Source organism: Halobaculum sp. P14, from assembly GCF_051195155.1.
In the GTDB taxonomy this organism is placed as follows: domain Archaea; phylum Halobacteriota; class Halobacteria; order Halobacteriales; family Haloferacaceae; genus JBNTKA01.
Window position 1 is genome coordinate 226,953 of record NZ_JBNTKB010000004.1, and the last position, 12,123, is coordinate 239,075.

The following is a 12,123-nucleotide window of genomic DNA, read 5'->3' on the forward strand; positions in this document are numbered from 1 at the left end:
CCGCAGGGACGACGCGAGGTGAAAAGCGTCGCCGGCGGCGGAACAGATCGGGTCGACGACGGCGGCTGACAGAACCAGGTCGTCGCGGCCGGCTGAACAGGAACCGCGGCTGCGGCGGCCGCGTCAGGTGTTGACGGATTCGAGGCGCTGGCCGACGACGACGCGGCCTTTCGCGGTGAGCGTCGTGCCGGACTCGGTGTCGGCGACGAGGCCGTCGTCGGCGAGGCCGTTGAGCAGCATCGTGAGCCGCTGGGGCTCCATGTCGATGACCGCCGACAGCGACACGGCTTCGCCCGCGGAGTAGATGGCGGTGAGCACCTCCAGTTCGGGCTCCTGCAGGTCGACGTCGTCGAGCTCCTCGCGGACGTCGGCGTACTTCAGGCGGATGTAGCGGCCGAGGATGTTGGTGAGCCGCGGGGAGTCGATGGACACCTCCGAGGTGACGGCGGTGCCGTCCGGGATGTGCCGGAACGAGATGACGGCGGTCTTCCCGCCGCCGATGTTGCGGTCCTCCCGTTCGACGTCGATGACGGCGCTCAGGTCGACCGTGAACGGCTCCGGGCAGTCCGCGAACGTCAGCGCGCCGCGGGTGACGTCCAGCGTCGCCCTCGCGGAGTCGGCGTCCGTGACCCGGCCGCCGACGCGCGCCGGGTGGCGGACGAGCGCGGGGGTGCCGTTGAGCAGCACCTTGAACAGCACCGTCGCGAACCGGTCGATGTTCTTGTCCTTCCCTTCGATGGCGGCGACGCGGCGCTCGTCGCCGGAGCGGTACGCGACGGTGACGGTGTCGTTGAAGTAGCCGGCCATCTCCGGCGGCACCTGCCCGACTTTCACGTCGAACACCTTCGAGAGCGGCACCGTCTCCTTGTGGTCGTCGGCCGCCAGCACCAGCCGGCGCTGGCTGAGGATGATGCGGCCGGTCGGCGGTTCCCCCCGAACGCCGGGGACGAAAAACCGGCCGATGAAGTCCGCGACGACCGACTCGGTCATACTCTTCGCTACACCCAGGAGGACTTGACAGTTTCGCCCCTCGATTCAGTTGTGATAGTCACCGACGCCCACGAAACGGCCGACGCGGTCAGCCTGGCTCATCCCGACGGTGCCGAGGAACGCCGTGAACAGCACGTAGCCGACGGCGAACGCCGGAACCGTCGCGGCGACGACCGGGTTCGGGGAGGCGGCGGCGAGCGCGGCGATGACGAGCGAGAACTCGCCGCGCGGCACCATCGCGAGCCCGACGCGGACGGCGCGCCGGTCGGAGAGCCCGTACAGCCGCCCGGCGAACGTGCCCGAGACGACCTTCGCGGGCACCGTGACCGCGACGGCGACGACGAGCGGAGCGGCGACGCCGATCACCAGCCACGGGTCGGTCCGGAGGCCGACCCACGCGAAGAAGACGGCGGCGACGGCGTCCCTGACCGGTGCGAGCGTCTCCGCGGCGCGGTCGTGCAGCGACGTGCCGCCGACGCCGACGCCGACGAAGAAGCCGGCGACGCCCTCGGAGGCGCCGACGGCGAGCGCGACGCCCGAGACGACGAGCGCGAGCGCGAGCACCCGGAGCACCAGCTCCTCGTCGTTGCCGCCGAACAGGTGGCCGACCCGGGGCGCGAGGAACTGCGCCGCGGCGGCGACGACGAGCAGGAACCCAACGGCGACGGCGATGGACGGCAGCGCCGTCGCCGGGTCGCCGCCGGCGACGAGCGCGGCGGCGAGCGCGAGGTAGACGGCGACGACGAGGTCTTCGGCGACGAGGACGCCAAGCACCGGCTCGGCTTCGGGGTCGGCGATCCAGCCGAGGTCGACGAGCGACTTCGTGATGACCGCCGACGAGGAGACGTAGACGACGCCGCCGAGCAGGAACGCCGCGACCGGCCCCCAGCCGAACAGGAGGCCGACGGCGACGCCGAGCGGGAAGTTCACCAGCAGGTCGACGCCGGCGGCGGCGGTGAGGCGGCGGCGCGCGGCGAGCAGCCGGTCGATGCTGAACTCCAGGCCGAGGAAGAACAGCAGCAGCACGACGCCGACCTCCGCGAGCAGCGTGACGCCCGCCGTCGGCTGGACGGCGAGCGACGGAGCGACCGCGCCGGCGACGTGCGGGCCGACGACGACGCCGGCGACGACGTACAGCGGCACCGACGGGAGGTCGACGCGGCGACCGACCGCGCCGGCGGCGGCGACGGCGGCGAACAGGACGCCGAGCGCGAGCAGGCCGCCGACTCCGGCGCCCGCCATCAGTCCAGCCCGTACTCGGCGGCGAACGCGTCCATCTGGTCGTCGGTGCCGACGACGATGACGGTGTCACCGTCCGTCAGCGTCGTGTCCGGGAACGGGTTCCGAATCGTCTCGTCGCCGCGCTGCACCGCGATGACGGTGACGCCCGTCCGCCCGCGGACGTCCGCGTCCTGCAGCGTCTGCCCGACGAGCGGCGAGTCCGCGGGCAGTTCGTGCCACTCGAGGAGCGTGTCGCCGCCGAGCACCGTCTCGGCGCCGGCGGACTGCACCGGCTGGAAGTACGCGCCCTCGAGGACGGTCCCGAACGTCCGCGCGAGCTCGTCCGGGAGTTCGAACAGCTTCTCGGCGTCCGCGTCCGCCGAGGCGCGGCGGAACACCTCGCGCTTCCCGGAGTTGTGCGTCACGACGACGAGCCTGGCGCCGTCGCTCAGCTCCAGTTCGTGTTTCTTCCCCACCCCCGGCAGATCCGACTCGTACACCGTCATCTGTCGTCGGACCGACGCGGCGCGCCGAGATAAGTGTGGGGCAGCGCCGCGACGGCGACCCCGAGACCGCCGAGCCGGGTCGACTCCCCGATTCCGGTCGATGCACCAGGTCCGTCGGGACCACGAACGTTTTGCCCGGCGCCGCTGACCACGGGGACATGAGCCTGTTTCCGGAGTTCGAGGTCATCCCGGCGGTGGACGTGAAAGACGGCGAAACCGTCCAGCTCGTGCAGGGGGAGCCGGGCACGGAGTCGCGGTACGGCGACCCGGTCGAGGTCGCACAGCGGTGGGTGGACGCGGGCGCGAAGACGCTGCACCTCGTCGACCTCGACGGGGCGTTCGTCGGCGAGCGGGCGAACGCGCCGGCGCTGGAGGCGGTCGTGGACGCCGTCGGCGACGACGTGGCGGTGCAGGTCGGCGGCGGCATCCGGTCGGTCGCGGACGCGACGTGGCTGCTGGAGTACGGCGTCGACCGCGTCATCCTCGGCACCGCCGCCGTCGAGAACCCCGACGTCGTCGAGGAGATATCGGCGGAGCACCCCGGCAGCGTCGTCGTCAGCCTCGACGCGAAAGACGGCGAGGTCGTCGTCTCCGGCTGGACCGAAGCCACCGGGCTGGACCCGGCCGAGGCGGCGGCGCGCTACGAGGGCCTCGGCGCCGGCGCCATCCTGTTCACCGACGTCGACGTCGAGGGGCAACTGGAGGGCGTGAACCGCGCCGCGGTCGCCGCGGTCGCCGACGCCGTCGACATCCCGGTCATCGCCTCCGGCGGCGTCGCGACGCTGTACGACATCGAGGCGCTCCGGGACGCCGGCGCCGCCGCGGTCGTCGTCGGCACCGCGCTCTACGAGGGTCGGTTCACGCTGCAGGAGGCGATGGCGGTCTGACGCCGCGACAGGAGAGACGGCAGGGGAGACGGCGGAGGGGTGACACGGGCGACGCGGCGGCCGGACACGTCCGCGGTTCCGGGGCACCCGCGGTCCCGCCACACCCGCGGTCCCGCCACACCCGCGGTCCCGCCACACCCGCGGTTCCGCCACACCCGCGGTTCCGCAACGGTCTTGTCGCGCGGCGTCGTCGGTCCGACGATGACCGAGCGCACGGCGGCCGTCAGCCGCGACACCGCGGAGACGACAGTCGAGGTTACGCTGACCGTCGACGGCGACGGCGACGCTGAGGTCGACACCGGCATCGGCTTCTTCGACCACATGCTGGAGGCGCTCGCCAAACACGGCCTATTCGACCTGACGGTGCGGTGTGACGGCGACCTCGCGGTCGACGACCACCACACCGTCGAGGACGTCGCTATCGTGCTCGGCGAGGCGCTCGACGAGGCGCTCGGCGACAAGCGCGGCATCCGGCGGTACGCCGACCGGCGCGTCCCGCTGGACGAGGCCGTCGCGAACGTCGTCGTCGACGTCGCCGGCCGGCCGTACTTCGAGTTCCGCGGCGAGTTCTCACAGGCGCAGGTCGGCGGCTTCACCAGCGACATGGCGCGGCACTTCGCGTATTCGCTGGCGACGAACGCCGGCCTGACGCTGCACGCGGAGGTGGAGCGCGGCGTCAACGCCCACCACGAGGTCGAGGCGCTGTTCAAGGCGCTCGCCCGGGCGCTCGACGACGCGACGCGGCTCGACGACCGCCGCAGCGACACGCCGAGCACGAAAGGCGAACTGTAACAGGCGCCCGTCGCGGCCGTCGCCGTCGCTGTCGCGGCCGTCGCCGTCACCACCGCTACCGTTCACCAGAACCGTCGCCGCCGCGGCCGTCGCCGCAGCGCCTCACGCCTTCGTGAGCGCGCCGTTCTCCTCGGCGAGCACGCCGCGGTCGACGGCGTAGTCGATGATGTCGTCGACATCGCGCGTGTCGAGTTCGTAGGCGCCGCTGGCGAGCTCGACGATTTCGGCGCGGTCGACCGGGAACTCGCGGTTGTTCAACAGCCGCATGACCTTCCGGAAGTTCGGCGGTTCGGCCCCGGCGCCGGCGGCCGAGTCGTCGCCGTCAGCGTCGTCGGCGCCGCCCGAGTCGGCGTCCGCGGCGGTCGGGTCGCCGGAACCGCGCGCCGCGCCCCCGGCCCCGTTCTCCGCGTCGGCGTCGCCGCCGGCCTCGGTGACGAGGCTGTTGAGCGAGTCCCCGCCGTCGTCGAATCCGGCGTCGCCGCCGTCGTCGCCGCTGCGGGCCGCCGCCTGCGCGCCGTCCTCGCTGTCGACGCGGCCCGCCGGGTCGATGATGACGGCGTCGTCCGCCGGCGACAGTTTCCGGCCGCGTTCGGCGTCCGCGGGGCCGTCGTCGTCGCCGCCCGCGCCGCCTGCGTCTCCGCCCGCGTCGGGTCCAGGGGTGCGCTCCTGGCCGGCCGCGGCGTTGGCGTCGGCGTCGCCGCCGCCGGTTCTGACGTCGCCCGCGGCGGCGGTGTCGGCGGCGTCGTCGACGCCGAGGCGGTCGAGCAGCGGGCCGACGACGGTGTCGAGAGTGGCGCGGCAGTCGGCGCAGAGGACGACGCGGACCTGTTCGGCGGGCGCCGGGTCGAGTTCCTCCGGGACGACCTCGTAGGCGCCGGCGGCCGGCGCGCCGCAGAAGTCGCAGTCGAGTTCGCGCATGTCAGCCACGTCGGCGCGGGAGGCCAAGTGCCTTCCGTCGGACAGAGGTGTGACGCCCGACCGCGTCGACCCGGCGACCCGGCAGCGACGGAACACCGGCCCGGCGGCGACGCGGCGGCGACGGCGACACCGAACTGTTATGCCCAACCCTGTACACTGTAGGACACGGATGTTCGACGAAATCATGGGGAAGTTCGAGGGGTCGCCCGGTCAGCAGGCCGTCATCCGGCTGCTGTTGGAGCGGGGCTTCTCCGTGAACGAGGACGGCCGCGTCGTCTCCGGCGGCATCGAGATCCCGAACACCGGCATCGCGCGGGAGGCCGGCGTGGACCGCCGCGTCGTCGACACGACCACGACCGCGATTCTGGCGGACGACGAGCTACGCAGCATCTTCGAGAACATCACGTCCGTGCCGAGCCTGATGGACCTCGCGCCGGTGCTCGGGCTGACAGTGCTCACCGTCGAGGTGGGCGACCCGGACGCCGCCGGCATCGTCGCCGACATCACGGGGATGCTCGCGGACGCGGACATCTCGCTGCGGCAGGTGCTGTCGGACGACCCGGAGTTCGCCGACGACCCGAAGCTGTACGTCATCACCGACGAGCCGGTGCCGGGCGACCTGCTCGTCGAAATCCGGGAGCTGCCGTACGTCAAGAGCCTCGAATTCTGAGGCCGCGCGGACGGAACCGACGTGTTCTTCGCCGCCGAGTCCCGACGCCGAGCCATGAACGACCGCGCCGCGACCGTCCTCCGAATCATCGGCGTACAGGCCGCCGCCGTCGCCGCCGCCGTCCACCTGTTCGTCGGACTCCCGAAACTGGCGGTGTACCTGCCGCTGCTCTCGGCGGCCGACCCGCGCCCGTACCTGTTCGTCCCGTCGGCGGTGCTGCTCCTGGTGCTCGCGGCCGTCGTCGTCCGCGGCGCACACCACCGTCGGCTGTACGCGCTGACCGCCGGGGTCCTCGGGACGTACCTCGTCGGCTACTGCTGGTGGCACCTCACCGGCCACGGCGGCCTCTACTCCGGCCACGGCGTCGGGAACCCGGTCACCATCGTCGCCGGCCACCTCGCGACCGACGCGCTCGCGCTGGTGTCGTTCGCCGCGGAACTGGTCGGCGTCGCCGCGTTCCTCGCGCTGTTCGTCGGCGACCCGGAGGCGCAGCACGGCGCGAACAGCGCGAACAGCGCGAACAGCAGGGACGGCGTGGACGACGTGGATGGCGCGGCGGAGTCCGCGCCGGACGAGTGACCTTTCAGCGCTGACGCCCAACGGCCGCCATGGAGTCGTACCGGACCGTCGCAGAGCGGGCGGCCGCCGAGTTCGTCGTGCAGGGCTCGGAGTTCATCGGCCACGTCGCCCCGGCGGACACCGTCGACGAAGCCGAGGCGTTCGTCGCCGCCGTCGAAGCCGAGTACGACGACGCCACGCACAACGTCCCCGCCTACCGCGTCCCGGCCGGCGACGACGCGTCGACGGCGCCCGGAGACGTGCTGCTCCGCGAGTATTCGAGCGACGACGGCGAGCCGACCGGCTCCGCCGGGAAGCCGGCGCTGAACGTCCTCCAGCAGCGCGACCTCCGGAACCTCGTCGTCGTCGTCACGCGGTACTACGGCGGCACGAACCTCGGGGTCGGCGGCCTCGCGCGGGCGTACGCGAAAGCAGTGAAGGACGGCGTCGACGCCGCCGGCGTCGCCGAGGAGGTGCCGCACGAGCGGTTCGCGGTGACGACCGCCTACGACGACTCCGGGACGGTGCGCGGCATCCTGGAGTCGGCCGGCGTCGACTTCGACGCGGAGTACGACGCGGCCGTCGAGTTCAGGGTCCGCGCGCCCGTCGACGACGCGGCGGGCCTCCGCGACCGGCTTCGCAGCGCCACCAGCGGCCGCGTCGACATCGAGTAGCCCGCCGGCGACGACGCGACGAGCCCGCGGCGAAGCGGTAGCGGCAACCGGGTCGGCGGGAGGTACGTTGACGGTGCCGGCGCCGAACCTCGACGTATGGATTCACCGAGCCGCGTCGCCGTCGTCGGCGGCGGCATCGTCGGGTCGTCGGTCGCGTACCACCTCGCCAGCGGCGGCGTCGACGCCGTGCTGTTCGACCGGGTGGACGAGGGCAGAGCGACCGACGCCGGCGCCGGCATCATCGCGCCGGCGACGAGCAGCCGAACCGGGTCGGAGCCGTGGTTCGAGTTCGCCGTCGACGCCGCGGCGTACTACCCGGAACTGGTCGACCGGCTCGAAACCGACGGCGCGACCGACCACGGCTACGCCGACTGCGACCTGCTGAGCGTCGCGTTCGACGACGACGAAGCCGAGCCGTTCGCGGACGCGAAACGGCGCTCCGAGCGGCGAGCCGAACAGTACGGCGCCCCCGAGCCCGGGTCGTTCGAGGAGATTTCGGTCGACCGAGCGCGCGAGCTGTTCCCGCCGCTCGGCGACGCCGACCGGGCGATGCTGTACCGCGACCAGGCGCGCGTCGACGGCCGCGAGTTCGCCGACGCGCTCCGCGCCGCCGGCGAGACGCACGGGCTCACCGTCGAACGCGCCGACGTGACGGCTATCAGAACCGACGGCGGCGCGGTCACCGGCGTCGACGTCGGCGGCGAGACCCGGGCGTTCGACGCGGTCGTCGTCGCCGGCGGCGCGTGGTCCGGCGAGTTCGCGGACGCGCTCCGCCTCGACATCCCCGTCGAGCCGCAGCGCGGCCAAATCGTCCACTTCGACGTCGACGACAACACCGCCGGCTGGCCGATTCTGACCGCGTTCCGCCACAAGTACCTCGTCCCGTGGCCGGACGGCCGCGTCGCCGTCGGCGCCACCCGCGAGGACGGCACCGGGTTCGCGCCGCACGCCACGCTGGAAGGACTCCACGACGTGTACGGCGAAGCGCTCCGCGTCGCCACCGGCCTCCGGGACGCGGAGCCGACCGACACCCGCGTCGGACTCCGGCCGGTCGCCGCGGACGGCCTGCCGCTCGTCGGCGCCGCGCCGGACGTCGACGGCGCGTACCTCGCCACCGGCCACGGCGCGACCGGACTGCAGCTCGGCCCCTACAGCGGACGCGTCGTCGCCGACCTCGTCCGCGGCGAGTCGCCGCCGACCGACCCGGCCGCGTTCGACCCGGCGCGGTTCGAGTGAATCGGCAGGAATCACCCGTACCGACCGCGGAGTTCCGGGTTCAGAACGCCTTTCCGCCGCGGCTTCGACCGCCGCGGTATGGAGCGAATTCAGGCTGCCGACTACCACGACATCGCGAAGCCCGGCGACCCGCGGCTCTCGCCGGACGGAGAGCGCGTCGCGTTCGTGCGGACGGTGCCGGACGGCGACGAGGAGTACGAGTCGACGGTGTACGTGGTGCCGGCCGACGGCAGCGACGACGCGCGGCGGCTGACGCTCGAAGAAGGGAACGACGCCGAGCCGCGGTTCTCGCCGGACGGCGACCGGCTGGCGTTCACGTCGACGCGCGGCAAAGAAGACGACACCCAGCAGCTATGGCTGCTCCCGCTGGCCGGCGGGGAGGCCGAGCAGGTGACGGACGTCGTCGGCGGCGTGAGCAACGTCGAGTGGAGCCCGGACGGCTCCCGAATCGCGTTCACGCAGTCGGTGACCGACGACGACCGCGACGCCGACCGCGACCTGGAGGTTCCGGACGAGTACGAATCCGAAGAGCCGGACCCGCGGGTCATCGACCGCACCGTCTACCGGTCCGCCGAGCACTACTTCGACGGGAAGCGCTCGCAGGTGTACGTCCTCGACGTCGACGACGGCGACGTGACGCGCGTCACCGACGGCGACCACGACCACATGTCGCCGACGTGGGGCGACGAGTCGACGCTGTACTTCGCCGCGGACAAGGTCGGCGACGACCCCGACGACGACCTGCGGTACGACATCGTCGCCTACGACACCGACACCGGGGAGGCCGAGGACGTCCACCGGTCGTCCGGCTGGGGCGCCGCGCTCGCCGCGGCCGGCGACCGAATCGCCTACCTGTACACCGCCGAGGAGCAGGCGAGTATCCAGCCGACCGAACTCCACGTGTACGACCGCGAAACCGGAGAGACGTACGACGTGACCGAGACGCTCGACCGGACGCTCGGCTTCGAGGCGCATCCGCAGTGGGGGCCGGACGGCGAGACGCTGTACTTCACGACGCCCGACCGGGGCGCGACGGCGCTGTGGTCCGCGCCGGGCGACGCGAGCGAACCGCCGGCGAAGGAGTACCGCGGCGGCGAAATCAGCGGCGGCCACGTCGGCGAGTCCGCGGCGGTGCTCGCGAAAAGCGAGTGGGACCACCCCGGCGACGTGTTCGTACTCACCGGCGAGGACGCCGTCGGCGACGAGGAGCAGCGGCTCACCGAGCTGAACGCCGACTACCTCGACGACGTCGAGGTGCGCGAGCCGGAGGCGCTGCACTTCGAGTCGGACCAGGGCGACGTCGACGGCTGGGTGTTGACGCCGCCGGGGTTCGACGAGGACGGCGACGAGCAGTACCCGCTGGCGGTCGAAGTCCACGGCGGCCCGCACGCGATGTGGACGACGTCCGGGACGATGTGGCACGAGTTCCAGACGCTCGCGGCGCGCGGGTACGTCGTCTTCTGGTCGAACCCGCGCGGCTCCACCGGTTACGGCGAACAGTTCATGCAGGCCATCGAGCGCGACTGGGGCGACGTGACGCTCACGGACGTGCAGGCCGGCGCCGAAACCGTCGCCGCCCGCGACTACGTCGACGAGTCGAACGTGTTCCTCACCGGCGGCTCCTTCGGCGGGTTCATGACGTCGTGGACGGTCGGGCAGACCGACTACTACCGCGCCGCCGTCTCCCAGCGCGGCGTCTACGACTTCACCGGCTTCTACGGGTCGACCGACAGCGCCTACAAGCTCGTCGAAGGCGACTACGACACGACCCCGTGGGAGGAGCCGGAGTTCCTCTGGGAGCAGTCGCCGGTGGCGCACGCCGACGGCGTGACGACGCCGACGCTCGTCATCCACTCGGACCAGGACTACCGGACGCCAGCGAACACGGCGGAGCTGTTCCACCGCATCCTGCGGAAACAGGGCGTCGACACGCGGATGGTCCGGTATCCGCGTGAAGGCCACGAGCTGTCGCGCTCGGGCGAACCGGCGCACATCGTCGACCGAATCGAACGCATCGTCCGGTGGTTCGACGGCTACTCCGAGTACCACGACGCGGAGCGCGCACTCGACCGGCCGGAGAACGACGGACTCAGCGCCGGCGACGACGAGGACGGCGAGGAGAGCGACGCAGACGGAAACGGCGACGATGCGGGCGGTGACCGCAGCGGCGACGAGTAGACCGAGGGACGACACGGCCGAATCGGGGGGAGGAACGCCTCTCGGACGCCGTCTGCGTCGCGACTTCTTTGCGGCTGCAGGACGTACGTGACGGCGATGGCAACCACCGCCTGCGCGTACTGCGGCTGTGACGTGACGGCACACGACCCCGTCTACGTCCGAGAAGCCGACGACGACCCGGACGAGGAGACGCCGTTCTGCAACTACGGCTGCCTCGCGGCCCACGTCGACGCGGAGGGGCTGGCCGTCGGAACGACCTGCTCCGTCGAGCCGTAGCGCCGCTCAGTCGACGATGATGTCGTCCTCGTCGACGGTGACGCCGGTCTCCGACTGCATCTTCTCGGCGTAGCGTTCGATCCAGTCGGCGAAGCAGCTCGGGCAGAGCCGCTGCTCGTCGACGTTCGACCGGTCGACCGACAGCCGCACCGTGCGGGCGAGCGCGTCCTCGACGTCGTCGCCGCAGGCGTCACAGGAATCGGCCATGGCTCACCGGTGCGTCAGCCAGGGATATAGGCGTTGCCTCGGGCCGGGTGCGGCACGGCGACGTCACCGGTGCCGTCGGGCGAGTAGTGGGCGGACAGGCGGCACTGGTCGCCGCGGCGGGACGTGCCGCACACCCGCTTCCCCCGCCGCGGCCGCAGTCAGGTCACGGCGGTGCTGGTGCCGTCATGGTTCAAAAAGCCGTGGCGCCGCTCGCGGACGGAATTGTCGAGATTGGCGAGCGGCGAGACGGAAAGCGGTGAGCGGTGGACGGTGACCGGCGAGCGGCGAGCAGCGGTCGCGGGCGCTACTGCGTTCGGAAGGCGCGGTCGCCTGCGTCGCCGAGTCCGGGGACGATGAAGCCGTCGTCGTCGAGTTCGTCGTCGATGGCGACGGTGAGCAGGTCGGCCTCCGGGAACTCGCTGTCGACGCGGAGCAGCCCGGTCGGCGCCGACACCGCCGACAGGACGAACAGGTGTTCGGGCGTCGCGTTCTGGTCGAGGACGTGGTCGAGCACCGCGCACATCGTCGACCCGGTCGCGAGCATCGGGTCGGCGACGATGACGGTGTCGGTCGGCGCGATGTCCGGGAGTTTGGTGTAGTCGATTTCGATGGGGAAGGTGCCGTCCTCGGCCATCCCGGCTTCCTCGTTTCGGCCGGCGGAGATGACGCCCTGTTTGGCGCGCGGGAACGCCTTCAACAGCCCCTCGACGAACGGCGTCGCGGCGCGCAGAACGTTGATGATGACGACGTCGTCGAGCCCCTTGACGCGCTCGCCGGTGGTTTCGGCGAGCGGCGTCTGAATCGACACGAACTCGGTCTCCATCGCGCCGTCGATGATTTCGTAGCCGCAGATGCGGCCGAGTTTGACGAGCCCCTTCCGGAACGCGACCTGCTCGGTCTCGACGTCTCGGAGCTTCGACAGGGTGTCCTTGGCGAGCGCGTGCGTGATGAGTTTCGCGTCCCCCCGGTCCTCGATGGGCATAGCTTACCCTGAATGGGGGACGTGCGGG

Annotated in this window: 14 protein-coding genes; 8 read left to right on the plus strand and 6 right to left on the minus strand. The window is 72.1% G+C overall.

Going from position 1 to position 12,123, the window contains the following annotated elements:
- Positions 1-123: 123 nt before the first annotated feature.
- From ACQUS7_RS09900 to ACQUS7_RS09910, 3 genes are read right to left on the minus strand one after another with little or no spacing between them, the layout of a single operon-like run.
- A complete protein-coding gene (locus ACQUS7_RS09900; protein WP_435126287.1) occupies positions 124-990 on the minus strand; it encodes a CheF family chemotaxis protein in 867 nt (288 codons plus the stop codon).
- A 45-nt stretch (positions 991-1,035) separates the two neighbouring features.
- The gene (locus ACQUS7_RS09905; RefSeq protein ID WP_435126284.1) at positions 1,036-2,232 is read right to left on the minus strand and encodes a cation:proton antiporter; all 1,197 of its coding nucleotides are present in this window, start codon (positions 2,230-2,232) and stop codon (positions 1,036-1,038) included.
- Entirely contained in the window at positions 2,232-2,717 is a 486-nt protein-coding gene (locus ACQUS7_RS09910) for a cation:proton antiporter regulatory subunit (RefSeq protein WP_435146716.1), read from the minus strand. Before ACQUS7_RS09910 ends, ACQUS7_RS09905 begins: the two co-directional genes overlap by 1 nt.
- Before the next feature lie 164 nt (positions 2,718-2,881).
- Between ACQUS7_RS09910 and hisA the strand changes: the two genes are divergently transcribed.
- Positions 2,882-3,604, plus strand: a complete 723-nt coding sequence (gene hisA, locus ACQUS7_RS09915) for a 1-(5-phosphoribosyl)-5-[(5-phosphoribosylamino)methylideneamino]imidazole-4-carboxamide isomerase (RefSeq protein ID WP_435146794.1) — start codon at positions 2,882-2,884, stop codon at positions 3,602-3,604.
- Positions 3,605-3,805: 201 nt separating this feature from the next.
- Positions 3,806-4,396: an imidazoleglycerol-phosphate dehydratase HisB gene (gene hisB / locus ACQUS7_RS09920; protein ID WP_435126279.1), complete on the plus strand. Its 591-nt coding sequence runs from the start codon at positions 3,806-3,808 to the stop codon at positions 4,394-4,396.
- Positions 4,397-4,498: 102 nt separating this feature from the next.
- Here the strand turns inward: hisB and ACQUS7_RS09925 are convergent, their stop codons facing one another.
- The gene (locus ACQUS7_RS09925; RefSeq protein ID WP_435146719.1) at positions 4,499-5,314 is read right to left on the minus strand and encodes a hypothetical protein; all 816 of its coding nucleotides are present in this window, start codon (positions 5,312-5,314) and stop codon (positions 4,499-4,501) included.
- A 169-nt stretch (positions 5,315-5,483) separates the two neighbouring features.
- Between ACQUS7_RS09925 and ACQUS7_RS09930 the strand changes: the two genes are divergently transcribed.
- The 6 genes from ACQUS7_RS09930 to ACQUS7_RS09955 all read left to right on the plus strand — a co-directional run bounded on the left by ACQUS7_RS09930 (position 5,484) and on the right by ACQUS7_RS09955 (position 10,906).
- Positions 5,484-5,984 (plus strand): amino acid-binding protein, encoded by a 501-nt coding sequence (locus ACQUS7_RS09930; protein WP_435146721.1) that lies wholly within the window; start codon positions 5,484-5,486, stop codon positions 5,982-5,984.
- Between the two features lie 54 nt (positions 5,985-6,038).
- Positions 6,039-6,563, plus strand: coding sequence for a hypothetical protein (locus ACQUS7_RS09935; RefSeq protein WP_435146723.1), 525 nt, complete (start codon positions 6,039-6,041; stop codon positions 6,561-6,563).
- Positions 6,564-6,592: 29 nt separating this feature from the next.
- Positions 6,593-7,216, plus strand: coding sequence for an IMPACT family protein (locus ACQUS7_RS09940; RefSeq protein ID WP_435126268.1), 624 nt, complete (start codon positions 6,593-6,595; stop codon positions 7,214-7,216).
- A gap of 96 nt (positions 7,217-7,312) precedes the next feature.
- Entirely contained in the window at positions 7,313-8,452 is a 1,140-nt protein-coding gene (locus ACQUS7_RS09945) for an NAD(P)/FAD-dependent oxidoreductase (protein WP_435126265.1), read from the plus strand.
- A 78-nt stretch (positions 8,453-8,530) separates the two neighbouring features.
- Positions 8,531-10,630, plus strand: a complete 2,100-nt coding sequence (locus ACQUS7_RS09950; protein ID WP_435146725.1) for a S9 family peptidase — start codon at positions 8,531-8,533, stop codon at positions 10,628-10,630.
- Between the two features lie 96 nt (positions 10,631-10,726).
- The gene (locus ACQUS7_RS09955; protein WP_435126259.1) at positions 10,727-10,906 is read left to right on the plus strand and encodes a hypothetical protein; all 180 of its coding nucleotides are present in this window, start codon (positions 10,727-10,729) and stop codon (positions 10,904-10,906) included.
- A gap of 6 nt (positions 10,907-10,912) precedes the next feature.
- On the opposite strand, the gene ACQUS7_RS09960 is transcribed toward ACQUS7_RS09955, so the two are convergent.
- Both ACQUS7_RS09960 and upp read right to left on the minus strand, forming a co-directional pair.
- Positions 10,913-11,113, minus strand: coding sequence for a DUF7569 family protein (locus tag ACQUS7_RS09960; RefSeq protein WP_435126257.1), 201 nt, complete (start codon positions 11,111-11,113; stop codon positions 10,913-10,915).
- 304 nt (positions 11,114-11,417) lie between these two features.
- Positions 11,418-12,095: a uracil phosphoribosyltransferase gene (gene upp / locus ACQUS7_RS09965; protein WP_435126254.1), complete on the minus strand. Its 678-nt coding sequence runs from the start codon at positions 12,093-12,095 to the stop codon at positions 11,418-11,420.
- Positions 12,096-12,123 lie beyond the last annotated feature (28 nt).

Bases quoted from the DNA above. Each gene is read 5' to 3' on its own strand.
- upp (WP_435126254.1), bottom strand. From the start codon at position 12,095: ATGCCCATCGAGGACCGGGGGGACGCGAAACTCATCACGCACGCGCTC.
- ACQUS7_RS09910 (WP_435146716.1), bottom strand. From the start codon at position 2,717: ATGACGGTGTACGAGTCGGATCTGCCGGGGGTGGGGAAGAAACACGAA.
- ACQUS7_RS09900 (WP_435126287.1), bottom strand. From the start codon at position 990: ATGACCGAGTCGGTCGTCGCGGACTTCATCGGCCGGTTTTTCGTCCCC.
- ACQUS7_RS09925 (WP_435146719.1), bottom strand. From the start codon at position 5,314: ATGCGCGAACTCGACTGCGACTTCTGCGGCGCGCCGGCCGCCGGCGCC.
- ACQUS7_RS09905 (WP_435126284.1), bottom strand. From the start codon at position 2,232: ATGGCGGGCGCCGGAGTCGGCGGCCTGCTCGCGCTCGGCGTCCTGTTC.
- ACQUS7_RS09945 (WP_435126265.1), top strand. From the start codon at position 7,313: ATGGATTCACCGAGCCGCGTCGCCGTCGTCGGCGGCGGCATCGTCGGG.
- ACQUS7_RS09930 (WP_435146721.1), top strand. From the start codon at position 5,484: ATGTTCGACGAAATCATGGGGAAGTTCGAGGGGTCGCCCGGTCAGCAG.
- ACQUS7_RS09955 (WP_435126259.1), top strand. From the start codon at position 10,727: ATGGCAACCACCGCCTGCGCGTACTGCGGCTGTGACGTGACGGCACAC.
- hisB (WP_435126279.1), top strand. From the start codon at position 3,806: ATGACCGAGCGCACGGCGGCCGTCAGCCGCGACACCGCGGAGACGACA.
- ACQUS7_RS09950 (WP_435146725.1), top strand. From the start codon at position 8,531: ATGGAGCGAATTCAGGCTGCCGACTACCACGACATCGCGAAGCCCGGC.
- ACQUS7_RS09960 (WP_435126257.1), bottom strand. From the start codon at position 11,113: ATGGCCGATTCCTGTGACGCCTGCGGCGACGACGTCGAGGACGCGCTC.
- ACQUS7_RS09940 (WP_435126268.1), top strand. From the start codon at position 6,593: ATGGAGTCGTACCGGACCGTCGCAGAGCGGGCGGCCGCCGAGTTCGTC.
- ACQUS7_RS09935 (WP_435146723.1), top strand. From the start codon at position 6,039: ATGAACGACCGCGCCGCGACCGTCCTCCGAATCATCGGCGTACAGGCC.